A 23,161-nucleotide genomic window follows, 5' to 3' on the forward strand; every position below is an offset into this window, starting at 1 on the left:
TGCAAGAAAGCTGCGAGACCTAGCCTACCGGCCCTGCCGCCGAAAGGCGCCCCGGGGCCAGGGCAGGGTAGTCAGGATGATGGCGGCGAGGGTGAGCAGGGTTCCCAGCACTGTGGCCGGGGCAACCACGGAGCCCGGGGCCGGCAGGGCGATGTCCAGGACCAGGGAACCCGTCAGCTGTCCGGCGATCATTCCCAGCCCGGTGACCAGCACGCCGAGGGTCCGCACCAGCAGGGCGCTCAGGCCGATGAACACGCACCCCATCGGCCCGCCCAGGTAGTACCACCACTCGGACGGCAGCGGATTCACCGGCCCGGACACGGCCACCTTGACAGCCAGCGCGCCCCAGAGAACCATCGTGCCGGCGACGAAGTTGACCAGCGTGGCGGCGATGGGCGATCCGTAGTGCATGGTGGCGGTGCCGTTCATGGCCTGCTGGAAGCTCATGAGGAAGCCGGCCAGGACGGGCAGCAGCACCGGCACCAGCAGCGCCCCCGGCCCGCCGGAACCGTCGGCCCCTCCGGCTGCAGCGGCGGCTCCTGTCCCTGTGAACCGCGGGGACACCGCCCACGCCACGGCCGCGATGGTCAGGACCGAGCCCGCGACCCGGATGCCGGTGACCGCTTTGCGGCCGGCCGGACCGATGCCCATCCGGTCCACCAGGAGGCCGCTGACGGTTTGCCCGGTCACGGCGGCCACAGTGAACAGCGCCACACCCAGGATCCCCACGGTGAAGGACTGTGCGAAAACGAAGAGCGCGCCGATGGCTCCGGCCAGCGCGTAGGCGGGCGGAAACGCCCTGCTCCGGAGGGCGGGAACGATCCTGGCCAGCCCCGCCCGGCCCCGGGGCAGGAGCAGCGAAACCGCCACCATCAGGACCAGCCCTGTGCTGAAGCTCACCACGGCAGCGGCAATGCCGTCATCCAGCCGGGTGCCCAGCGCGCCGTTGATCCGGCCCTGGACGGGAATGACGAGTCCGGCGCCGACGGCCAGCGGAAGCCCGGCCAGCAGCGGCAGGCGGGAGGGAGAAGTCATTGAACACACCTTACGTCAGGCATCATTGCTTCATGAGCAACCCCGTTGAAGACGTCCCCATCCGCGACACCATGATCCGACTGGGCCAGCTCCTGAAGCTCGCCGGCCTGGTGGAGGACGGCGTGGAGGCGGCGGAACTGATCAGGAACGGGCTGGTCAAGGTCAACGGGGAGATCGAGGACCGCCGCGGCCGCCAGCTCCACCACGGCGACACCGTCACCGTGAACGGGCAGTCCGTGCGGGTGGCCGGCCCCGGCGAAGGGTAACCGGCCCGCGGCGGGCGCGCTCCGGCGTCGTACGCGCTACTTCCGCAGTACCTCGTGGGTGAGGAATTCACCCACATGCCCGATTTCCTGCTGGTTGATGCCGTGCCACATGCCCGTGTACAGCACCTTGGTAAGCTTCACGTGCTTGCGGACCCAGCCCATGGTGAAGTCGATCTTGTCAGGGGTAATGACCGGATCCTGCTGGTCCCGGCCCCAGAACATCGGAACGGTGCCGTCCAGCTGGTCGTCATGGAAGGTGGGGTCGTCCCCGGCGTCCACCACAAAGCCGGAAAGCCCGACGACGGCGGCAAAGTCCGTGGGCCGCTGACGCAGGAGCGTGGTGGCCATAGCCATGCCCATCGAGAAGCCCAGAAGGGTGACCGTGGGGTGCCCCGCCCGGATGGCGTCGATCCACTCCAGGACGTACGCGGAGGCGGCTTTGACCCGCTCCAGGGAGTAGTCGATGGACGCGGTGAGCGGGAACCAGGTGAAGCCGGGACCCATGGCGATGGGCGCGCGCACGGAGGCGACGGCGAAGTCCCCCGGCAGCAGGTCCGCGAGGCTCAGCAGGTCCTGTTCGTTGGCGCCGTAACCATGCAGCAGCACCAGCAGCGGCTTCCCGTCACGCTGGTCCTCCGGGTGGGACCACAGGACAACGGGGGCGGGAAATACTTCGGCTTCAGTCATGGTTTCCATTCTTACAGCACCTTCCCGGCGCACCAGCAGCAGCAACCTACGTTCGCGTAGGCACAGCGGCGAAAGGCAGGATAGGACCGTGAGTGAGACCAGCGCCATCCAGACCATGCCGGCCCGCCCGGGCTCCCACCCCTGGACCCGGTACGTGGCCATGGGCGACTCCTTCACCGAGGGCATCGGTGACCCCGAACCCTCAAGCCCCGGCGGTTTCCGCGGCTGGGCAGACCGCGTGGCGGAGGAACTGGGCCGGACCCAGCCGGACTTCGCCTACGCCAACCTCGCGGTCCGCGGCCGGCTCCTGCAGCAGATCGTGGACCAGCAGCTGGCCCCGTGCCTGGCACTGAAGCCGAACCTGGTGACGCTGTCCGCCGGCGGCAATGACCTGCTGCGTCCCGGCGGCGATCCCGACGCCCTGGCCGCGAAACTCGATTCCGTGGTGCAGATCCTGGCCATGAGCGGGGCCACGGTCGTGCTGTTCAACGGCCCCGACACCGGTTCCTCGGTGCTGGGCCGGATCCGCAGCAAAGTGGCCATCTACAACGAGAACCTGCGCACGGTCGCGTCGCGGCATGATGCGGTCATCGCGGACATGTGGTCGCTCCGGCAGCTCAGGGATCCACAGATGTGGGACCAGGACCGGCTCCACTTCTCCCCGCTGGGTCACCACACCATCGCGGCCATGGTGCTGGACGCCCTCAACGTGGAACACACCCTGGAACCGCTTCAGCCCAAGCCGCTGCCGCCCCGCACCTGGCGCGAGGCGCGCTCCGGGGACCTGGTGTGGGCGCGCGAGTACTTCGTGCCGTGGGTGCTGCGCCGGCTCCGGCACCAGTCCTCCGGCGACGGCATCACCGCAAAACGTCCGACGCCGGGTCCCGTCTTTGGCCCGGGGGTTCCGCTGGGTTCCGGCGAGGGGCCGCTCGGCAGCGCCAACGGGCAGGGCACCCGGGAAGAAGGCACCCGGGAAGAAGGCACCCGGGAAGGAGCCGGGCAGGGCAGCCGGGCTTAAGCTGGAGGGACACACCTGAGAGGCGATTCCCCGTGAACAACCTGTTTTTCTGGATCCTTGTCCTGTCCTTCCTCATCCCCATGGGGCTGCGGATGTACCGGAAGTCCGTGGCCCGCCGGAACCAGGACCAGGGATTCCCCGGCCAGTACCCGGGGCAGTTTCCGGGGCCCGGACAGTTCCCCGGATCAGCCGGCCCCCGGAACAGGCAGCCGCGCGACGGCTACACCCAGCAGGACTACTTCTCCGGCGGATTCCAGGACATCAGCCGGCCGCGTCCGGTGGAGCCGCCGGCTCCGCTCCCGGATCTCTATGGCGGGCCGCCCGCGCCGCCCCGGCCCTGGCAGCAGCAGCCGGCTCCGGAAGAGCCGGCTGCCCCGGCCACTCCCCCGCCGCCGTCGGCCCCGCAGGGCTTCCGTGCCCGGAAGCTCGCGGAACTCGACAGGCAGTACAGCGACGGCGAAATCTCCATGGAGGAGTACATGGCCCGCCGCAACGAGATCATGAACGGCTAGTGTCAGTCCACCTGCGGGAAGCCGAGGTCGATGACGGAGGTTGAGGGGTCCGGCCACCGGGTAGTGACCACCTTGCCGCGGGTGTAGAAGCGGATGCTGTCCGGGCCGTACATGTGCGTGTCGCCGAACAGCGAGTTCTTCCAGCCGCCGAAGGAGAACGTTCCCACCGGCACCGGGATGGGGACGTTGATGCCCACCATGCCGGCCTCGACATCAAACTCGAACTGCCGGGCCGCGCCGCCGTCGCGGGTGAAGATTGCAACTCCGTTGCCGAATTCGTGCTCATTGACCAGGCGGACGGCATCGCTGTAGGTTTCGGCGCGGACCACGGACAGCACGGGGCCGAAGATTTCCTCGTCGTAGACCTTCATGCCGGGCTTGACATGGTCCACCAGGCTGACGCCGATGAAGAAGCCGTCCGAATCGAACTGCTGCCGGCGGCCGTCCACCACCACGGCGGCGCCTTCGTCTTCAGCGCCGGCCACGTAGGACGCGACGCGGTCCCGGTGTTCGGCAGTGATCAGCGGGCCCATCTGGGAGGCCGGATCCGTGCCGGGGCCGATCTTCAGGTCCGCCATCCGCGTCCGGATTGCCTCCACGAGGTCGTCGGCGATGTTGCCCACCGCCACGAGGACGCTGACGGCCATGCAGCGTTCACCGGCCGAACCGTACGCGGCGGAAACCGCGGCGTCGGCTGCCATGTCCAGGTCGGCGTCGGGAAGGACCACCATGTGGTTCTTCGCGCCGCCCAGGGCCTGGACTCGCTTGCCGTGGTCCGCCGCACGCTTGTAGATGGACTGGGCGATGGGGGTGGACCCCACGAAGCTGACCGCCTTGACGTCCGGGTGCTCAAGGAGGACGTCAACGGCTTCCTTGTCGCCCTGGACCACATTGAGGACGCCGGCAGGCAGGCCGGCCTCAGCGAACACCTCGGCGATGAAAACGGCCGACGACGGGTCCTTTTCGCTCGGCTTCAGCAGCACGGTGTTGCCGCAGGCCAGGGCGCTGCCGATCATCCACAACGGGACCATCGCCGGGAAGTTGAACGGCGTGATGCACGCCACCACGCCCACTGGCTGGCGGACCGAGTGGACGTCGACTCCGCTGGAGACCTGCTCGGAACGCTCGCCCTTGAGCATGTGGGACAGTCCGGTGGCGAATTCGATGTTCTCGAGGCCGCGGGAAATCTCGCCCTCGGCATCGGAGAGGACCTTGCCGTGCTCGCTGGTAAGGATGGCGGCAAGTTCGGGCTTCCGCTCGTTGAGGATCTCGCGGACCTTGAAGAAGATGTTGCTGCGCCGGGCCAGGCTGGTGGCGCGCCACGCCGGCAGGGCAGCCTTCGCCGCCGCGATGGCTTCCTCCACCCGGGCACCGGAGGCCAGGGCAACCTGCTTGTCCTGGGCGCCGGTGGCGGGGTTGAAAACAGGGCCGAAGCGCTCTGCGTCGCTGACGCGCTGGCCATTGATGAAGTGCGGAATTGTCTGCATGGGTCTCTTTCGGGCTGGGAAGTTCGGTACGGTCAGGCGGACTGGTCTGCGGCGTCGAGCGAGCCGTCGGCGAGCTTGATGATCATGGAGCAGTCCTTGCCGGACTCCCCCGCATCGATCAGCCGCTGGAACAGCTGCTGGACGTGCTTGCCGATTTCCAGCGGAGTCCCGGTGTCCTCTGCTGCGCTGATGGCCAGGCCGATGTCCTTGTTGGCCAGTTCCGTGGTGAAGGTGGGGGCAAAGTCGTTGTTGGAGGCCGCCGTGTCCACCACACCGGGGACGGGGTACCACGTCCGCAGTGCCCAGCTGTCCCCGGAGGACACCGAGGCGATGTCCCAGAAGACCTGCTTGTCCAGGCCCAGGCGGTCGGCCAGGACGGCGCCTTCGGCGGTGGAGGCCAGGTTGATGAAGAGCATGAGGTTGTTGCAGATCTTGGCGGCCTGGCCGGTGGTGGCACCGCCGGTGGGAATGATGTTCGCTGCCATGGGGCGGATGTATTCGGTGGCGTCGGCCACCGCGCCGTCCTCGCCGCCCACCATGAAGGTCAGCGTGCCGGCCTTGGCCCCGCTCATGCCGCCTGACACCGGGGCATCCACAAAGCGGAAGCCGGCGGCAGCTGCGGCGTCGTGCAGTTCCTGCGCCGAGGCGATGTCGATGGTGGAGGAATCCACCAGGAGGGTGCTGGTGGACGCGTGGGCCAGGACGCCGTCCGGGCCCAGGTACACGGCTTTGGCGTGCTCGCCCTTGGGAAGCATGGTGAAGACGACGTCGGCCCCCTCCACCGCCTGGGCAATACCGGCGACGGGCTTGACCCCGCCGGCCTCCGCAGCGGCCACGGCGGCGGGGTTGAGGTCGAAGCCCCGTACGTCATGCCCCGCCTTTGCGAGATTCACTGACATGGATCCGCCCATGTTTCCCAACCCGATCCAACCGATAACTGCCATGTGCAAGCTCCTTCGCTTCTGTCCCGGCCGCCTTGGCCGGAATGGTCTGTGTCCACCATCACATGCTGCTAAAGTGCAATCAAGGTAAAAAATCACAGATGCCATGTGCATTGATGCACAGGCTTGGAGGGCGGAACACGTGGGCAGTCTGCCGAGCCCCGACGATTTGCTGATTCTGCTGACGGTGGCGAGGCTGGGCCGGTTCAACGCGGTGGCGGAGACACTGGGCACCACGCATACGACGATTTCGCGGCGCATCCTTGCCCTGGACCGGCAATTGGGCGGCCGCACGCTGGAGCGCAGTCCGCACGGCTGGGAACTGACGGAACTCGGCGCCTCCGCCGTGGCGGCGGCCGAGGCGATCGAGGAGACGCTGGGTACCCTGGCCGGCGCCATCGGCCAGGAGCGCGATGCGCTCTCCGGGATGGTGCGGATCAGCACCTCGGACGGTTTTGGCGCCGACTTCGTCACCCCTGCGCTGGTCCGGCTGCAGCAGCGCCATCCGCTGCTGAACGTGGAGATGCTCAGCGCCACCCGCAAGGTCAGCCAGAACAGGTCCGGCGTGGATCTGGAAGTGGTGGTGGGGGGAACGGACGTGCGGAATGCACAGACCATCTTCCTCACCAATTACTACCTCCGGCTGTACGCCAGCGCCGGCTATGCGGCCCGGCGGGGGGTTCCGGACACGCCCGACGACGTCGGGCAGCACGGCTTCGTCTCCTACGTTGAGTCCGCGCTCCAGGTGGCGGAACTGGGGCACCGGTCCTCGCAGCTTCCGATGCCGAAATCGAGCTTCCAGGCCACCAGCATCTTCGCCCAGGTCGAGGCGGTGCGCCAGGGCGCGGGCATCGGGCTGCTGCCGAGCTTCATGGTCAGCCGCGACCCCGATTTCGTTCCGGTCCTGCCGCACGACTTCGAACGGCAGCTGCCCATCTGGGCCGTGGCCCGGCCGGAGTCGCTGCGCTCAGGACGGGTGCAGGCGGTCATTACGGCGCTCAAGGAAGAGGTGGCCGCGCGGCAGGACCTGCTCGCGTCCTGAGGACAGCATCCTTCCGGGCCTTGCGTTGATGCGTGCGCCCGGGCCGGCTCAGGGCTGGAAGAGCCGCCGCACTACGCGGCCGGCCGCGAGGGCGTCCAGGCCTTCGTTGATTTCAGCCAGGGGCCGGGTGTCCGTGTGCAGGAGTTCCACGGGCAGCCGTCCTTCACGCCAAAAGCCCAGGTAGCGCGGGATGTCGCGCTCCGGGACCGCGTCGCCCATGTAGGAGCCCAGCAGCCGCTTGCCCGCGCCGGCGAACTGCAGGGCCGGGACCGTCAGTTCCGCAGAGGGATGCGGCAGGCCCACGGACACCACTGCACCCCCGCGGGTAACCTGCTCCAGGCAGGACGCGATCACGCGCGCGGAACCTACGGCCTCCACTGCCACGTCCACGCCGTCACCGGTGGCCTCCGCGATCAGCCGGGAGGCATCGTCCGGAGTTCCCGCCGCCGTGGCTCCGCAGTCCAGGGCGAGCCGGTGCTTGCCCTCGTTCGGGTCGATGGCAATGACGGAGGCCGCGCCGGCAAGGCGTGCTGCCATGACTGCCGAAAGCCCCACGGCGCCGAGGCCGAAGACGGCGACCGACTGGCCGGCGTCGACCGCTGCCGTGTTGAAGACCGCGCCCATGCCGGTGAGCACTGCGCAGCCGAACATGGCCGCCACGGTGTCCGGGATGCCGTCGTCGATGACCACCACCGACTCCCGGGCCACTACCGCGTAATCGGCGAACGCCGAGACACCCAGGTGGTGGTTGATTCGTTCCCCGGAGGCCGTCCGAAGCAGGGCCTCACCGTGCAGCAGGTCCCCTGAGCCGTTGACCTCGGCGGCACGGTGGCACAGGGCAGGCCGGCCGGCCCGGCAGGCGCGGCAGTCGCCGCAGCTGGGAACGAAGACCAGCACCACGTGGTCGCCCACGGAGACACCTTCGACGCCGGGTCCCACGGCCTGCACCCGTCCTACCGCCTCGTGTCCCAGCGCCATGGGAAGCGGGCGAACGCGCGATCCGTCCACCACCGAGAGGTCCGAATGGCAGAGGCTGGAATAGGTGATGGCGATGCCCAGTTCCCCGGCGCGCGGCTCGGGGCGGTCAAGCTCCTCCACCACCAGGGGACGGGCATCTGTGTAGCTGGTTCCGGCGGGAACGGTGTTGTAGAGGACAGCGGCTCGCATGGCGGCTCCTTGCTGTGGATGGTTCATGGCATGCAGCTGCCCGGACCCGGAAACCGGATCCGGGCAGCTGCCCTGGCTGGTGTCGCCGTGGGTTACTTCTTGGACGCGGCGAGCAGGTCCGCGGTGCCCTTGGCATCCGCAGCGTCAACGTCGCGCAGCGAGATACCCCGGGTTTCCTTGAGGAAGAAGACCGAGATGGCCGTGACGACGCAGGCTCCGAGCAGGTACAGCGCCACCGGCGTGGAGGAGCCGAAGTTGCTCAGCAGGGCCGTGGCGATGATCGGTGCCAACGAACCGGCAACGATCGAGGTCACCTGGTAGCCCAGGGATACGCCGGAGTAGCGCATCCGGGTGGGGAACATTTCGGCCATGATGGAGGGCTGGCCCGCGTACATCAGGGCGTGGAAGATCAGGCCGATGGTGATGGCTGCCAGGATAATCATGTCGTTGGCGGTGTCCATCATGGGGAAGGCGAAGAATCCCCAGGTGCCGCCCAGGATGGCGCCGGCCATGTAGACCGGACGGCGGCCGAAGGCATCGGACATCTTGCCCACCAGCGGCACCGTGCAGAAGTGGATGAAGTGGGCCACCAGCAGCAGGAGCAGGATCCGGGACGTGTCCGTTTCCACGACGACCTTGAGGTAGGTGATGGAGAACGTCACCACCAGGTAGTAGAGGATGTTCTCGGCGAAGCGCAGGCCCATGGCGGTGAAGACACCGCGCGGGTAGCGGCGGAAGACCTCTGCGACGCCGTAGCCCTTGTTTTCAACGGCAACTTCCTTGCGGGCCTCGATGAAGATCGGGGCGTCCTGGACTTTGGTCCGGATGTAGTAGCCGATGATGACGATCACCGCGGAGAGCCAGAACGCAACACGCCAGCCCCAACCGAGGAAGGCCTCCTGGGAGAGCGTGGAGGACAGGGTGAAGAGGACGCCGGTTGCCAGCAGGTTGCCCATGGGAACTGCGGACTGCGGCCAGCTGGACCAGAAACCGCGCGACTTGTTCGGGCTGTGCTCGGCCACGAGCAGGACGGCGCCGCCCCACTCACCGCCGACGGCGAAGCCCTGCACGAACCGCAGGAAGACCAGCAGGGCCGGTGCCCAGTAGCCGATCTGCGCAAACGTGGGCAGGCAGCCCATGAGGAAGGTGGCAACGCCCACCAGGATGATGCTGAGCTGCAGCAGCTGCTTGCGGCCGAACTTGTCGCCAAAGTGGCCGAAGACAATGCCGCCGATGGGGCGGGCGACGAATCCGACGGCGTACGTCACGAAGGCGGCGATGATGCCGTCCAGTTCCGTACCCGAATTGGGGAAGAACGTCTTGCCGAACACCAGCGTGGCGGCCGAGGCGTAGAGGAAGAACTCGTACCATTCAACGACCGTGCCGGCCATGGAAGCCGTAACGACCTTCTTAAGGCCGCTGGCCTGGACGTCAGGTTCCCCGACCCGCCCTGCGGCTGACTTTTCCGTACTCATTAATGAACTCCTTCGGCGTCTACGTCGACGCCAGATGCGACCAGGATGAGGCAATGCGATGTGATGTACACAACATACCGCCACTTCACACGAGTATGGCCTTTCTACAGGCGCAACCTCAACGGCAAATAGTGCAGAAGGCATCTGCATAAATGCACACAGGAGGCTGCAAGGGGCCCGGATTATGCGCCGAGGTGATCACGCAGCCGGGCGCCGAGCTGGCCGATCTCGGTCAGGAAGCCGTCATGGCCGATGGGCGCGGCAATGAGGTGGACGTCCACCTCTCCGGGCAGGGCGGCGGCGAGCTCGCGCGACTGCTCCGGAAAATACAAACGGTCGGAATCCACCGCGGCCACGAAGAATCTCGCGGTAGTCCGGGCCAGGCTTTCCGCCAGCGATCCCCTGCCGCGGGTGACGTCGTGGCTCATCAGCGCCTCGGTGAGCACGATATAGCTGTTGGCGTCGAAGCGCCGGACCAGCTTGGCGCCCTGGTGGTCGAGGTAGCTTTCCACCTGGTACCGGCCGCGCCCAGCCAGGGTCTCCGCCTGCAGCGGAGCTTCGCCCGCTTGCGGGTTGCGGCCGAACCTGCCGTCAAACTCCTGCGCGGAACGGTAGGTGATGTGGGCGATCCTGCGGGCCAGCGCAAGGCCGCCCTCGGGGAACGCGCCGTCGTAATAGTCGCCGTCGTTGTAGTTGGCGTCCTGTCGGATGGCGAGCGTCTGGGCCTGGGCAAAGGCGATCTGCTCGGCGGTGCTGGCTGCGCCGATGGCGATGACCGCACAGCGATGGACCCGCTCAGGGTAGGTGACGGCCCATTCCAGCGCCCGCGCCCCGCCCAGGGATCCACCCAGCACTGCGAACCAGGACCGGATGCCCAGCTGGTCGGCGAGCCGCGCCTCGGCCACGGTGCTGTCGCGCAGGGTCACCAGCGGGAAGCGGGAGCCCCAGGGTTTCCCGTCCGGAGCGGGCGACGACGGCCCGGTGGACCCGTAGCATCCGCCCAGGATGTTAATGGCCACCACAAAGAATTTGTCCGTGTCCACGGGCGCGCCGGGGCCGGCGAGCTCTTCCCACCAGCCGTCCTCGTCCGTGTCGCCGCGCGTCACGTGGGTACTGCCGGTCAGTGCATGCTCAATAAGGACGGCATTGGAACCGTCGGCATTCAGGGTGCCCCAGGTCTCATAGGCCAGCGTGACATCCGGCAGGAATCCGCCGGCCTCCAGCTCCATCCCGCCAATGCCTGCGTAGCGGACCACGCCATGCCGGGGCCCTGCGGTACGGGGAACGGTGACTGTCATATACAAACCTCTTCTGCGCGCTTGCCCGCCGCCGGGAGGCCGGCAGGCCAGGTCCTCACCCGGGGCACCCCGCCGCGGAAGGAGGGTTGCCGGCCAGCAAGCCGGGGCTGTTGCTGGCACTCATGACCTCCCCCGAGTGTATGAAAGATCCCCCGGGCGGCGCCACGCATGTGACCCGTTATGACATCCGGCGTCACGCCGGCGCGCCCTTCCGGGTGGTCGTCCGGGACGGCTCCCCGCCCATTTCCAAGTAAGGCGATCCTAAGCTGAGAGCCCGATCACAAAGTGCCAAGATGTTGCCATGCGCATGGATCACGTCTCTTACGCCTGTGAACACGATGGCCTGGCTGCCACCACTGACCGGATTTCCTCCGCCCTTGGCGTCGAGGCGGTTAAGGGCGGGGTGCATCCCCGCTTCGGGACGCGCAACATGATCATCCCTCTGGCGGGCCACAAGTACCTTGAGGTCGTGGAGGTCCTGGACCACCCGGCGTCGGACAAGGCTCCGTTCGGCCAGGCCGTCCGCTCCCGTTCCGCGGCCGGCGGCGGCTGGATGGGCTGGTGCGTCGAAGTGGACGACCTGGCACCCTTCGAGGAGCGCCTGGGCCGCTCCGCGGTCAACGGCAACCGCAAGTTCCCTGACGGCCGCGAACTGGTCTGGAAGCAGATCGGCATCCTGGGCCTGATCGCTGATCCGCAGGTCCCCTACATGCTCAAGTGGGAGGGGGATCCCTCGCTGCACCCCTCGAACGCCTACAACAGCAGCCTGAAAATGCGCTCGCTGACCATCGCCGGCTCCCCCGAGCGCGTCACCGAATGGCTCGGCGAGCCGGTGGAACGCCCGTTGGAAGACGTGGCCGTGGACTGGGTGGCCCCACACGGCACCCCGGGCATCCTCGCCGTCACGTTCGAGACCGCCACTGGCCCCGTCACGATCTGACCGCACCACAGCTTCGGCCGCCATCAGCGGGTGACAACGGCGTCACCCACCGATGGCGGCCGAATTCTCTTTAAGCCAAATTCCCTTCAACCGCGCTGAATCAGCCCAGGCCCACGGCACGGCCGAAGAGGCTAAAGCCGACGAAGGCCACCGTGTCCAGCAGGGCATGGGCGACGACCAGCGGCATGACCCGGCGCGTCCGGGTGTACAGCCAGGCGAAGACGATCCCCATCACCACGTTTCCGATGAAGGGCCCAAACCCCTGGTACAGGTGGTAGGTGCCGCGGAGCAGGGCGCTGACGGCAATGGCAGCCGGCACGCTCCAGCCGAATTTTCCGAACCGGTCCAGCAGGTAACCCACCACGATGACCTCCTCCACTACCCCGTGGCGGACGGCGGACAGGACCAGTACCGGGACCGTCCACCAGTAAGCGTCCAGGGCGCTGGGGACGATGGCGGTGGTGATACCAAGTGCCCGGCCGGCCGCGTAGAGGCCCAGCGAAGGCACCCCGATCAGGGCGGCCAGCCCCAGTCCGTGCAGGATGTCCCGGCCGGGGCGGGCCAGGTCGAAGCCCAGTTTCCGGAAGGCTGACCCGCTCTGGGCAGGATCCCCGGTGCCTGCCTGCCGCTGGCCCGTGAGGAAGTAGATCACCAGCAGCACCGGGACCAGGGCAAAGATAATGTCCAGCAGCTGGTAGGCCAGGTCGAAGTACTCGCGGCTGCTCTGGGAGCGGTTCAGCGTGGACGTGCCTTGTGCCAGCGGCGCGCGGGACATCTTGTCCAGGAGCTGCACCACGGAGTACACCGCCGACTGGCCCAGGGACAGGCCCAGGACGATGAGGACTTCGAATGTGAGGCGTCGCCGCGATGAGACCAGCATGTCAGGCAGGCGCCACGATCACTTGAGTGCCACTGGCTTCGAAGGCGGCCTTGTCACGCGCGGAGATCCCGGCGTCGGTGATGAGCCTGGTGAAGTTGTAGCCGTGCATGGTGGCGAAGGCGCGGACCCCCACCTTGGAGGAATCGGCCAGGACGTAGGACACGCGGGCCCGGCTGGCCAGGAGGGTGTTGACGGAAGCTTCCCCTTCGCCGGTGTTGGTGGGCCCCACCTCGGGATCGATGCCGTTGACGCCGATGAAGGCGATGTCCAACACCACTTTCTGCATGATGATGTCCGTATAGGGGCCCACCAGTTCGTAGGAACGGGGGTTGAGGATGCCGCCGGTCACCATGACCTTGATGTTGGGCCGGACGGCCAGCTGCCCGGCGATATTGATGGCGTTGGTGACCACGGTGAGGGTGGGCTGGTTGGACGGCGCGTTCAGGTCCTCGCGCGTGGCCAGGATCTGCGCCAGCACCGTGCTGGTGGTGCCGCCGCACAGTCCGATGACGGCACCGGGGGTAATCAGCGCGGACGCGGCCTGGGCGATCTGCTGCTTGGCCTCTGCGTGGTCGTCCCGGTTGTACCGGCCGGGAAGGTCATAGGCCAGGGCACCGGTGGTCGCCCCTCCCCGCGTGCGGGTGAGCAGCCGGCGCTTGGCCAGGCTGTCCAGGTCCCGCCGGGCGGTGGCGGGCGAGACGTTCAACGTGTTGACGATCTCCTCGACTTCCACCTGGCCTGTCCGGGCCAACAGGTCCAGGATCGCCGTGAGTCGGTCGGTTCGGGTCATGCGGCCTCCGGGGATTGCAGTCTGGGGGCCGGCTGCTACGCCACCCGTACGCCGGCCCGCCACACAGCGTACGTCAGCGGCATGCCCGGACGGTAGGCGAGGTGCGTGGCGGAGGGAGCGTTGAGCAGGTGAAGGTCCGCGCGGTGTCCGACGGCGATGGAGCCCACCGCGCGTTCGCCGTCGGCGTCCTTTCCGGCCTCCCGATGGAGGGCGAGCGCGCCCCCGTAGGTCGCGGCCCGGACGGCCTCGTGAACGCTCAGCCGCATCTGCAGGACTGCCGTAGTGACGCAGAAGGACATGGAACTGGTGTACGAGGTGCCGGGGTTGCAGTTGGAAGCCAGCGCCACCTGGACGCCGGCGTCCAACAGGGTGCGGGCGGGAGCCAGCGGCTGGCGGGTGGAGAGGTCGCATGCCGGAAGGCACGTGGCCACGGTGCCGCGGTTTCCGGTGCCCGCGGCGGCATCCCAGCCGGTCCAGGTATCCGCGAGCGCGGCAACGTCCCGCTCCGACAGGTAGTTGACGTGGTCCACGCTGGCCGCTCCCACTTCCACCGCAAGCTGCACGCCCGGGCCTTCGCCCAACTGGTTGCCGTGCACCCGCAGTCCCAGTCCGGCGTCGCGGCACGCCAGCAGGACCCTGCGGGACTGCTCGGCGGTGAAGGCCCCTTCCTCGCAAAACACGTCCGCCCACTTCACATAGGGGCGGACGGCGTCCAGCATGGGGCCGCACACCAGGTCCGTGTACGCCTCCGGGTCCTGGCCCGCCGGGACCAGGTGCGCGCCGAGGAAAGTCACTTCGTCCGCGACGGTGGACGCGATGCGGGCGCTGCGGGCCTCGTGCTCCACGTCGAGGCCGTAACCGGTCTTGGTTTCCAGGTAGGTGGTGCCCTGGGATGCCGCTTCCGCCACCCGCCCCACGGCCAGCCGGGTCAGGTCGAAGTCGGAGGCCTCCCGGGTGGCCCCCATGGTGACGCCAATGCCGCCGGCGGAGTAGGACTCCCCCGCCATGCGTGCCTCGAACTCCGCGGTACGGTCCCCGGCGAATACCAGGTGGCTGTGCGAATCCACCCAGCCGGGCAGCAGGGCCCGGCCTCCGGCGTCCACGGACTCATCGGCGGCCGGGGCGTCTCCCGCAGAACCGATCCAGGCGATCCGCTCCCCTTCCACCACCACGGCCGCTCTCTTCAGGACCCGGTGCTCCAGGTCCTGGGTCATCAGCTCGGCAATGTTCGTGATCAGGGTGCTCATGCAACCATTCTTCAGCGCCGGATGGACCAGCGCGTGGCTGCCACCGCCTGCGTTGTCCGGGATTCCGGACTGCCTCCAGCCGCCTGGCCGGCCAGGATTTGCGCCGCGGCGAGTTCGGCCAGGGCCGAGGAGGTCTGGAAGCCGTAGCCGCCCTGGCCCGCCAGCCAGTAGAAGCCCGGCGCTTCGGCATCGAACCCGGCTACCGGAATGCCGTCCGCAGCCTCGGTCCGCAGCCCGGTCCAGGATCTCCGCACGGCCGTGATTCCCAGCGTGGTCACCGTGTTCAGCAGTTCCACCAGCCGTTCGACGTCGTCCGGGCGCGGCCGTGCATCCTCCGGGCCGCTGGGCACGCTTTCGGACGGTGAAATCAGCACATCCCGTCCTTCAGCGCGGAAATAGAAGGTACGGTCGGCGGCCGCCACCATCGGCGCGGACTCCGGCAGGGGACGGTCGACGGCGGCAATCGCCGCGGTGCGCCGGTACGGCTGGAAGCCGAGCTTCTCCACGCCGCTGAGCACGGCGAGTTCATCTGCCCATGCCCCGGCGGCATTGACCAGCACTCCGGCCTGGAACGCCTCGGTCCCTGCCCCCGCCTGCCAGCCGGAGCCAAGCCGCTGGGCCGAATGCACCCTGGCGCCGGTGATGATGTCCGCACCGGCGGCAAGGGCGCGCTGGCGGTGGTCCGCCAGGAGCAGCGGCGCGTTGCACGCGAAGGATCCGGTGTCCAGCCCGGCGGCCTGGAAGGAATCCGGAACCAGCGCAGGGCACAGTTCAAGCGCATGCTCCGCCGTAATGGGCTTCATGTGTCCGCTGGCTTGTGCCGCCACGGCAGCCTCCGAGCCCACCAGCATGAAGCTGCGGGGTGTGAGGACCGGTTCGCGGAGCGCGGAGTCGCGCTCGGCCATGAGCTCAAGCGTCCGCATGGTCAGCTCCTGGACTACCGGCGGCCCATAGCTGGGTATCAGCTGGCGGGCGGAGCGGGAGGACGTGTGGTACGCCAGCTCCTGCTCCGCCTCCACGAGTGCCACACTGCAATGGCCGGCAAGCCGGGAGGCCAGGGACAGCCCGGCGATACCGCCGCCCACGATCAGGACATCGTACTGTGCGCTCATGGGTCCATGATGGCAGAGTACGGGCCTCGTGGCCGCGGTCTAGGCCGCCACCTCCGCGCGGCTGGCCATGAAGGCGCGGACGCACGCTTCGACGTCGCCGGCAGAATGCGCTGCGGAGAGCTGGACCCGGATCCTGGCCGCTCCCCTGGGGACCACCGGGAAGCTGAAGGCTGTCACGAAGACGCCGTACTCGAGCATGCGGTCCGCCACCTTGGCCGCCTGGACGGCGTCGCCGAACATGACCGGGACGATGGCGTGCTCTCCCGGCAGCAGGTCGAAGCCTTCCTGTGACATCCGGCGGCGGAAGAGTTCCGCGTTCTGGAACAGGCGGCTCCGCAGGTCCGCCGAATTTTCCACCAGGTCCAGGGCCTTGATGGTGGCGGCTACGATGGCGGGCGCGAGCGAGTTGGAGAACAGGTAAGGGCGCGCCTTTTGCCGGAGCATGGACACTACCTCGGCCCGGCCGGACACATACCCGCCGGAGGCACCGCCCAGAGCCTTCCCGAAAGTTCCGGTGTAGATGTCCACGCGGTCCGAAACGCCCGCGTGTTCCGGCGTTCCGGCGCCGGTCTCGCCCATGAAGCCCACGGCGTGCGAGTCGTCCACCATGACCAGCGCGTCGTACTTCTCGGCAAGGTCGCAGATGGCCTCCAGCGGAGCAAGGTAGCCGTCCATGGAGAACACGCCGTCCGTCACGACGATCCGGCGGCGTGCGCCCGCGGACTCGATGAGTTTCGCTTCAAGGTCCGCCATGTCCTGGTTGGCGTAGCGGTAGCGCTGCGCCTTGCAGAGCCGGATGCCGTCAATGATGGAGGCGTGGTTCAGGGCGTCCGAGATCACTGCATCTTCGGCGCCCAGCAGGGACTCGAACACACCGCCGTTGGCGTCGAAGCAACTGGAGAACAGGATGGTGTCCTCGGTGCCCAGGAAGCGCGAAACCCGGGCCTCGAGCTCGAGGTGAAGGTCCTGGGTGCCGCAGATGAAGCGCACGCTGGCCATGCCAAAGCCGCGCTGGTCCATGGCGTCCTTCGCGGCGTCAATGATGTCCGGGTGGTCCGCCAGCCCGAGGTAGTTGTTGGCGCAGAAGTTGAGCACGTCCGCGCCCGGCCGGCCGGGCTGCCCGGCGGTGATGTGGCTGGACTGGGGCGAACTGATGCTGCGTTCGGCCTTGAACAGCCCGGCAGCGCGGATGTCGTCCAGTTCGGCGCGCAGTTGGTCCTTGATTGAGGTGTACATGGCGTTTCCTTAGAGTTTGGTCCAGTCGAGGACGACCTTGCCGCCGGTCCCGCTGCGGGCAATGTCGAAGCCTTTTTCCCATTCCGCGGCAGGCAGGACATCGGTCACCACCGCTGAAATCCCGGCATGGAGCACAGGGTTGGAGGAAAGCATGGCGCTCATGGCATACCAGGTCTCATACATCTCGCGGCCATAAATACCCTTCAGCGTCAGCATGTGGGTGACCACCTTGGCCCAGTCGATGGTGATGTCCTGGCTGGGCAGGCCCAGCATGGCGATGCGGCCACCGTGGTTCATGTTGTCAATCATCTCCGGCAGGGCGGACGGGTGCCCGGACATTTCCATGCCGATATCGAACCCTTCCCGCAGGCAGAGCTCCTGCTGGGCTTCGCGGATGCGGGTGGTGGAGACATCGATGGCAAGGTCGGCGCCCAGGCGGCGCGCCAGCTCCAGCCGCGGCCCGGAGACGTCCGTGATGGCGATTTTGCGGGCGCCGGCGTGCCGGGCCACGGCGATGGCCATCAGCCCGATGGGACCGGCGCCGGTGATCAGGACATCCTCGCCCACCAGCGGGAAGCTCAGGGCAGTGTGGACAGCATTGCCGAAGGGATCGAAGATGGCACCGAGTTCAGGCGTGACGGAAGGGTCATGGTGCACCCAGACGTTCGTCTCGGGAATAACAACGTATTCGGCAAAGGCGCCGTCCCGCTGCACGCCCACGCTGACGGTGTGGATGCACATCTGCCGCCTGCCGGCCCGGCAGTTGCGGCAGATCCCGCATACCACGTGGCCTTCGCCGGAGACGCGGTCGCCCACCTTGACGTCCCGGACGCCCGCGCCGGTTTCCACCACTTCGCCATAAAATTCATGGCCGGGAATCAGCGGCGCCTCGATGATGCCCTGCGCCCAGGCGTCCCAGGACTGGATGTGCAGGTCCGTTCCACAGATGCCGGTGGTCATGACGCGGATCCTGACGTCCGCCGGGCCGGTGACGGGGTCCGGCCGGTCCACCAGCTCAAATCCGGCTTGCGGGCCGGCCTTGTACAAAGCCCTCATCGGCTTCCTTACTCTTCGTCCATACGCTTGGGCAGGGTGCTGCCCTCCCCATTACAGCCGGGAAGAAGCTTTAGAACAACAGCAAATATCTCAATCGACGATGTAGCACTTCCTAATGTTTAGACTGATGCGATGGAAATACACCAGCTGGAAATCCTGCGCGAACTTGGCGCCTTGGGCAGCGTGAAGGCGGTGGCGGACACGCTCATGGTGACGCCCTCGGCCGTGTCGCAGCAGCTTGCCCTGCTCCAGCGCTCCGTGGAGGTCCCGCTGACGCGCAGGGAAGGCCGCAACCTGGTGCTGACGGAGGCCGGCCAGGTGCTCGCGGACGCCGGGGCGGCGGTGGTCAGCGCCATGGCCGACGCCCGGAGCGCGATCGGCAGCTACCACGGCTCCGAGGCGGCGCGCGTCACCCTGTCCGGGTTCCACAGCGCCGGGCAGGCACTGTTCGCGCCGCTGGCCAAGGCGCTGGACGGACCCGGGCGGCCGAAGATCGAACTCTCCGACGAGGATGTGGCCCAGAATGACTTTCCCGCGCTCACCGCCCGGTACGATCTGGTCCTGGCCCACCGGATGGACCACAGCCCGCGGTGGCCGGGCGAACGGGTTACCGTCATTCCACTGGCACACGAACCGCTGGATGTGGCCCTGCCCGCCGGTCATCGGCTGGCGCAGCAGGAGTCGGTGTCCGTGGCCGATGTGGTGGATGAAGCCTGGGTGACCAGCCACGCCGGCTACTCCCCCGCGGACGTCCTCTCCGCCGTCGCAGCGGTGTCCAGCCGGGAGCTGAGGATCGTGCACCGGATCAACGACTATTCCACGGTGGCCGCACTGGTGGCAGCCGGCGGCGTGGCCGGCCTGCTGCCGAGGTACACGGCGGGGCCGGTCCTCAACCCGGCCGTCATCCTGCGTCCCCTCCAAGGCATCAGCACGCGGCGCCGGATAGACCTCCTGGCCCGGCCCGAAAACCTGAAGCGACGCGCGGTCATGGTGGTCTGCGAGACGCTGCAGGACATCATGGCCGGCCTGGTGGAGCCGGATTAACGTCCTCCGCCCCGAACATTTCCGGCGCCGGGGGCAATCCGCGTCGCCGTCACCCGGTCCCCCTCCTTGACGCCGAAAACGCGGACCCAGTCCCCGACGGCAATGTCCGGGACGGTGCCGGTCCGCGGCCCGGCCGGCTTGTCGTCGTCGTCCGCTGCAGGCGACCGGTGGCCGAAGGCCGCAGGGTGCCCGCTGATCCTGGTGTCGGCGTCCACAGCGTAAGCCTGTGAGTAGCCGTCTTCGCTCCGGACGGTAACCGAGGTGCCGCTGACCGCTTCCACGGTTCCGCGCTGGACCAGGACGGTCCGGAAGCTGCCGTCCGCGTCCTTGACCACACTCTCGCTGTGCTGGAGCCTGCCGCCGCGGGCATGGTCGGCCTGGTCTTGTTTGTCAGGCCCGTGCTGTTTGTGGGCCCGGTGCTGCTTGCCGCCTTTGTCCTGCCGGTACTGGCTGTCCTGGTGGCCCGGCGGAGAACCGGCACGGCCCGACGGATCGTGAGAGGGCGAAGGGGCCGGTGCGGTGGAGGACGGCGACGGGGAGGGGCCGTCGGCGGGCCAGGCCAGTGCCGCGCCCGTACCCGCGAGCGTGAGGGCAACAGCGCCGGCGAGTACCAGTCTCCGCGCCCTTCCCCGGTCCTTGAACGGCACGGCCGCCCCCCTCCACGTAGCTGGCCGGGACCGCAGCCGCGGCCCCGTGGGGTCCAGTGTAGGGCTGAGGGGCGCCACTGCACACGAGTACTTTTTGCAGCGCCAACCTGAGTACTTGAAGCGTGAACCGGGTAGCGCCCAGCGTCGGTTTGGGCGATCAGAACGACACTTTGCGCTACCCGGCGGGGCGGGAACAGCTAGGCGGAGACGCCCAGCCTTTCGAGGATGAGCTCGCGGACGCGGCCGGCATCGGCCTGGCCGCGGGTGGCCTTCATGACCCCGCCCACGATGGCGCCGATGGCCTGGACCTTGCCGCCGCGGATCTTATCGGCGACGTCCGGCTGCGCCGCAAGGGCGGCGTCGATGGCCTCCAGGAGGGGGCCGTCGTCGGACACCACGGCCAGGCCGCGCTTCTCCACGATTTCCGCGGGAGTGCCCTCCCCGGCGAGGACGCCGTCCAGCACCTGCGACGCCATCTTGTTGTTGATCTTGCCGTCCTCCACCATGCGGCTGAGCTCCACGATGGTGGCAGGCTGGACGCCCAGCTGGCCTGGGTCCACGTCGGCGGCCTTGGCACGGCCCACGATCTCGCCCATCCACCATTTGCGCGCCACAGACGCGCTGGCGCCGGCGGCGATGGTCTCCTCGATCTCGTCCAGGACGCCGGCGTTCACCACATCGCGGAACTCCAGGTCCGAGTAGCCCCAGTCCGACTTCAGCCGCTTGCGGCGCTCGGCCGGCGGCTCGGGCAGGGTGGCGCGCAGTTCCTCGACCCATTCACGCGACGCCACCACGGGGACCAGGTCCGGCTCGGGGAAGTAGCGGTAGTCGTCGGCGTCGGACTTGGGCCGGCCCGAGGTGGTGGTGCGGGTGTCCTCGTGCCAGTGGCGGGTTTCCTGCACCACCGGGTTGCCGGCGTCCAGGACGGCGGCATGGCGCTGGATTTCGTAGCGGACGGCGTGTTCGACGGCGCGCAGCGAGTTGACGTTCTTCGTTTCGGACCTGATGCCGAACCGTTCCCGCCCGTGCGGGCGGAGGGAAACGTTGGCGTCGCAGCGTACGTTGCCGCGTTCCATCCGGGCATCCGAGACGCCCAGGTTCTTCACGATTTCGCGGATGGCCGCCACGTACGCCTTGGCAAGTTCCGGGGCGCGGGAGCCGGCGCCCTCGATGGGCTTGGTGACGATTTCGACCAGCGGCACGCCGGCGCGGTTGTAGTCCACCAAGGAGAAGTCGGCGCCGTGGATGCGGCCCGTGGCACCGCCCATGTGGGTCAGCTTGCCGGCGTCCTCCTCCATGTGGGCGCGCTCGATCTCCACACGGAACACCGTGCCGTCCCCGAGTTCGACATCCAGGTAGCCGTCATACGCGATGGGTTCGTCGTACTGGGAGGTCTGGAAGTTCTTGGGGGTGTCCGGGTAGAAGTAGTTCTTCCGGGCGAAGCGGCAGCTCTCTGCGATCTTGCAGTTCAGCGCCAGGCCGATCTTGATCGAGGACTCTACGGCCGTCCGGTTCACCACGGGCAGGACACCCGGCATGCCGAGGTCCACCTCGTTGACGTTGGTGTTGGGCTCGTCGCCGAAGACGTTGGGCGCGGAGGAGAACATCTTGGTCCGGGTGTTGAGCTCCACGTGGACCTCAAAGCCCAGGACGGGGTCGTACTTCTCCATGGCCTCTTCGAAGCTCAGGATTTCGTCAGTGCTCATTATTTTGCCTCCTGGGTTTCGAGGGCCGGAGAGCCCGCAAGTTCGGGGGCCTGGGCCAGCAGCGGGCCGCCCCACTTGTCCTCAAGCAGCGATTCGAGCACGGCGCCCACGCGGTACAGCCGGGCATCCTCGCGGGCCGGGGCCAGCAGCTGAATACCGACGGGCAGCCCGTCCTCGTCCGCCAGGCCGCCGGGCAGGGAGAGTCCCGGAACACCGGCCAGGTTTGCGGGGATGGTGGCCACGTCGTTGAGGTACATGGCCAGCGGATCGTCCAGCTTTTCGCCCAGGCGGAACGCCGTGGTGGGCGCCGTGGGGGAAATCAGGACGTCGGCCACCGTGAAGGCGGCGTCGAAGTCGCGCTGGACAAGGGTGCGGACCTTCTGCGCGGAGCCGTAGTAGGCGTCGTAGTAGCCCGCGCTCAGGGCGTAGGTGCCCAGGATGATGCGGCGCTTGACCTCGTCGCCGAAGCCTGCAGCACGGGTTGCGCCCATGACGCGTTCGATCGTCATGGGACCGTCTTCGGGCAGGACGCGCAGGCCGTAGCGGACGCCGTCGAACTTCGCGAGGTTGGAGGAGGCCTCGGACGGCATGATGAGGTAGTAGGCACCCAGGGCGTACTGGAAGTTGGGGCAGGACACCTCGACGATTTCCGCTCCCGCGTCCTTCAACAGTGCCAGGGCTTCCTTGAACCGGTTTTCCACGCCGGCCTGGTAGCCCTCGCCGTGCAGCTCCTTGATGATGCCCACCCGCAGGCCCTCGACGTTGCCGGTTTTCGCCGCGGCTACGAGGTCCGCCAGCGGTTCAGGCAGGGAGGTGGAGTCGCGGGGGTCGTGTCCGCCGATTACCTGGTGGAGCAAAGCGGAGTCCAGGACGGTGCGGGTGACAGGGCCGATCTGGTCCAGCGAGGATGCCATGGCGATGGCTCCGTAGCGGGAGATGCTGCCGTAGGTGGGCTTCACGCCCACGGTGCCGGTGACCGCACCGGGCTGGCGGATGGAGCCGCCGGTGTCCGTGCCCAGCGCCAGGGGGGCCTCGAAAGCAGCGACGGCGGCAGCGGACCCGCCGCCGGAGCCGCCGGGGATGCGGTCCAGGTCCCACGGGTTGCGGGTGGGGCCGTACGCGGAGTGCTCGGTGGAGGAGCCCATGGCGAACTCGTCCAGGTTGGTCTTGCCCAGGATGGGCATCTTCGCGGCGCGCAGGCGCTCCACCACGGTGGCGTCGTAGGGGCTGTGCCAGCCTTCGAGGATCTTCGAGCCGGCGGTGGTGGGCTGGCCCACGGTGACGATCAGGTCCTTGACGGCGATGGGGACGCCCGCCAGGACGTGCAGGGCCTCCGCTTCGGCCCCTCCCGCGGCGCGGATGGCATCCACTTCGGCGGCGACGGCAAGCGCTTCTTCGGCGTTGACGTGCAGGAACGCGTTGACGCCGCGTTCGCCGCCGTCCACGGCCGCGATACGGTCCAGGCAGGCCTGCGTGATGGCCACGGAGGTGACCTCGCCGGCGGCGAGCTTTGCGGCCAGTTCCGCGGCCGAAAGCCGGATCAGGGCGGAGCCGGCGGTGTTCAGTTCAGTCATG

The 23,161-nt window shown here is 68.0% G+C and carries 22 protein-coding genes and 1 riboswitch; of the genes, 6 read left to right on the forward strand and 16 right to left on the reverse strand.

The features are described from left to right. Window positions 1-24 precede the first annotated feature (24 nt). A complete protein-coding gene (locus ACIQCN_RS08570) occupies window positions 25-1,035 on the reverse strand; it encodes a DMT family transporter (RefSeq protein ID WP_400610419.1) in 1,011 nt (336 codons plus the stop codon). Between the two features lie 32 nt (window positions 1,036-1,067). Between ACIQCN_RS08570 and ACIQCN_RS08575 the strand changes: the two genes are divergently transcribed. Beyond that, window positions 1,068-1,301, forward strand: coding sequence for an RNA-binding S4 domain-containing protein (locus ACIQCN_RS08575; protein ID WP_400610421.1), 234 nt, complete (start codon window positions 1,068-1,070; stop codon window positions 1,299-1,301). A 36-nt stretch (window positions 1,302-1,337) separates the two neighbouring features. On the opposite strand, the gene ACIQCN_RS08580 is transcribed toward ACIQCN_RS08575, so the two are convergent. After that, window positions 1,338-1,988: an alpha/beta hydrolase gene (locus ACIQCN_RS08580; RefSeq protein ID WP_400610422.1), complete on the reverse strand. Its 651-nt coding sequence runs from the start codon at window positions 1,986-1,988 to the stop codon at window positions 1,338-1,340. A gap of 115 nt (window positions 1,989-2,103) precedes the next feature. Here ACIQCN_RS08580 and ACIQCN_RS08585 point away from each other — a divergent pair, with 115 nt between their 5' ends. Beyond that, a complete protein-coding gene (locus tag ACIQCN_RS08585; RefSeq protein ID WP_400610518.1) occupies window positions 2,104-3,006 on the forward strand; it encodes an SGNH/GDSL hydrolase family protein in 903 nt (300 codons plus the stop codon). Window positions 3,007-3,038: 32 nt separating this feature from the next. Then, entirely contained in the window at window positions 3,039-3,518 is a 480-nt protein-coding gene (locus ACIQCN_RS08590) for an SHOCT domain-containing protein (RefSeq protein ID WP_400606064.1), read from the forward strand. A 2-nt stretch (window positions 3,519-3,520) separates the two neighbouring features. On the opposite strand, the gene ACIQCN_RS08595 is transcribed toward ACIQCN_RS08590, so the two are convergent. Beyond that, on the reverse strand, window positions 3,521-5,005 hold the full coding sequence (locus ACIQCN_RS08595; RefSeq protein WP_400610424.1) for a CoA-acylating methylmalonate-semialdehyde dehydrogenase: 1,485 nt from the start codon (window positions 5,003-5,005) through the stop codon (window positions 3,521-3,523). 32 nt (window positions 5,006-5,037) lie between these two features. Next, window positions 5,038-5,949 (reverse strand): 3-hydroxyisobutyrate dehydrogenase, encoded by a 912-nt coding sequence (mmsB, locus tag ACIQCN_RS08600; protein ID WP_400610426.1) that lies wholly within the window; start codon window positions 5,947-5,949, stop codon window positions 5,038-5,040. Between the two features lie 139 nt (window positions 5,950-6,088). On the opposite strand from mmsB, the gene ACIQCN_RS08605 reads away from it, so the two are divergent. Then, entirely contained in the window at window positions 6,089-6,988 is a 900-nt protein-coding gene (locus tag ACIQCN_RS08605) for a LysR family transcriptional regulator (protein WP_400606057.1), read from the forward strand. Between the two features lie 48 nt (window positions 6,989-7,036). Here the strand turns inward: ACIQCN_RS08605 and ACIQCN_RS08610 are convergent, their stop codons facing one another. The 3 genes from ACIQCN_RS08610 to ACIQCN_RS08620 form a co-directional block, all read right to left on the reverse strand. Continuing rightward, a complete protein-coding gene (locus tag ACIQCN_RS08610; RefSeq protein ID WP_400606055.1) occupies window positions 7,037-8,155 on the reverse strand; it encodes a zinc-dependent alcohol dehydrogenase family protein in 1,119 nt (372 codons plus the stop codon). 92 nt (window positions 8,156-8,247) lie between these two features. Continuing rightward, a complete protein-coding gene (locus ACIQCN_RS08615) occupies window positions 8,248-9,630 on the reverse strand; it encodes an MFS transporter (RefSeq protein WP_400606053.1) in 1,383 nt (460 codons plus the stop codon). Window positions 9,631-9,812: 182 nt separating this feature from the next. Further along, window positions 9,813-10,928 (reverse strand): homoserine O-acetyltransferase, encoded by a 1,116-nt coding sequence (locus ACIQCN_RS08620; RefSeq protein WP_400606052.1) that lies wholly within the window; start codon window positions 10,926-10,928, stop codon window positions 9,813-9,815. Window positions 10,929-10,940: 12 nt separating this feature from the next. Next, window positions 10,941-11,056: riboswitch (SAM riboswitch) on the reverse strand. 173 nt (window positions 11,057-11,229) lie between these two features. Here ACIQCN_RS08620 and ACIQCN_RS08625 point away from each other — a divergent pair. Beyond that, the gene (locus ACIQCN_RS08625) at window positions 11,230-11,868 is read left to right on the forward strand and encodes a VOC family protein (protein ID WP_400606050.1); all 639 of its coding nucleotides are present in this window, start codon (window positions 11,230-11,232) and stop codon (window positions 11,866-11,868) included. A gap of 100 nt (window positions 11,869-11,968) precedes the next feature. On the opposite strand, the gene ACIQCN_RS08630 is transcribed toward ACIQCN_RS08625, so the two are convergent. Genes ACIQCN_RS08630 through tdh form a run of 6 tightly spaced genes read right to left on the reverse strand, consistent with a single transcriptional unit; the run spans window position 11,969 to window position 18,189 of the window. After that, window positions 11,969-12,748, reverse strand: a complete 780-nt coding sequence (locus ACIQCN_RS08630; protein WP_400606049.1) for a CPBP family intramembrane glutamic endopeptidase — start codon at window positions 12,746-12,748, stop codon at window positions 11,969-11,971. Between the two features lies 1 nt (window position 12,749). Continuing rightward, on the reverse strand, window positions 12,750-13,538 hold the full coding sequence (locus ACIQCN_RS08635) for a DeoR/GlpR family DNA-binding transcription regulator (RefSeq protein ID WP_400606047.1): 789 nt from the start codon (window positions 13,536-13,538) through the stop codon (window positions 12,750-12,752). Between the two features lie 35 nt (window positions 13,539-13,573). Next, window positions 13,574-14,785, reverse strand: coding sequence for an imidazolonepropionase (gene hutI, locus ACIQCN_RS08640; RefSeq protein ID WP_400610428.1), 1,212 nt, complete (start codon window positions 14,783-14,785; stop codon window positions 13,574-13,576). 11 nt (window positions 14,786-14,796) lie between these two features. Next, window positions 14,797-15,897 carry an NAD(P)/FAD-dependent oxidoreductase gene (locus tag ACIQCN_RS08645; RefSeq protein ID WP_400610429.1) on the reverse strand — a complete coding sequence of 367 codons (1,101 nt, stop codon included), beginning with the start codon at window positions 15,895-15,897 and terminating at the stop codon, window positions 14,797-14,799. A gap of 39 nt (window positions 15,898-15,936) precedes the next feature. Next, the gene (locus ACIQCN_RS08650) at window positions 15,937-17,133 is read right to left on the reverse strand and encodes a glycine C-acetyltransferase (protein WP_400610431.1); all 1,197 of its coding nucleotides are present in this window, start codon (window positions 17,131-17,133) and stop codon (window positions 15,937-15,939) included. A gap of 9 nt (window positions 17,134-17,142) precedes the next feature. Next, the gene (tdh, locus tag ACIQCN_RS08655; protein WP_400610433.1) at window positions 17,143-18,189 is read right to left on the reverse strand and encodes an L-threonine 3-dehydrogenase; all 1,047 of its coding nucleotides are present in this window, start codon (window positions 18,187-18,189) and stop codon (window positions 17,143-17,145) included. A 132-nt stretch (window positions 18,190-18,321) separates the two neighbouring features. Between tdh and ACIQCN_RS08660 the strand changes: the two genes are divergently transcribed. Continuing rightward, on the forward strand, window positions 18,322-19,233 hold the full coding sequence (locus ACIQCN_RS08660; RefSeq protein ID WP_400610435.1) for a LysR family transcriptional regulator: 912 nt from the start codon (window positions 18,322-18,324) through the stop codon (window positions 19,231-19,233). Here ACIQCN_RS08660 and ACIQCN_RS08665 read toward each other — a convergent pair. From ACIQCN_RS08665 to gatA, 3 genes are all read right to left on the reverse strand, one after another. Further along, window positions 19,230-19,880, reverse strand: a complete 651-nt coding sequence (locus tag ACIQCN_RS08665) for a DUF5666 domain-containing protein (protein WP_400610437.1) — start codon at window positions 19,878-19,880, stop codon at window positions 19,230-19,232. The genes ACIQCN_RS08660 and ACIQCN_RS08665 overlap by 4 nt on opposite strands. 197 nt (window positions 19,881-20,077) lie before the next feature. Further along, on the reverse strand, window positions 20,078-21,586 hold the full coding sequence (gene gatB / locus ACIQCN_RS08670; RefSeq protein ID WP_400610440.1) for an Asp-tRNA(Asn)/Glu-tRNA(Gln) amidotransferase subunit GatB: 1,509 nt from the start codon (window positions 21,584-21,586) through the stop codon (window positions 20,078-20,080). Then, window positions 21,586-23,160 (reverse strand): Asp-tRNA(Asn)/Glu-tRNA(Gln) amidotransferase subunit GatA, encoded by a 1,575-nt coding sequence (gene gatA / locus ACIQCN_RS08675; RefSeq protein ID WP_400606033.1) that lies wholly within the window; start codon window positions 23,158-23,160, stop codon window positions 21,586-21,588. The genes gatB and gatA overlap by 1 nt, the downstream gene beginning before the upstream one ends. Window position 23,161: the final 1 nt, after the last annotated feature.

The sequence above is a fragment of the Pseudarthrobacter sp. NPDC092424 genome (genome assembly GCF_044754925.1).
GTDB lineage: Bacteria > Actinomycetota > Actinomycetes > Actinomycetales > Micrococcaceae > Arthrobacter.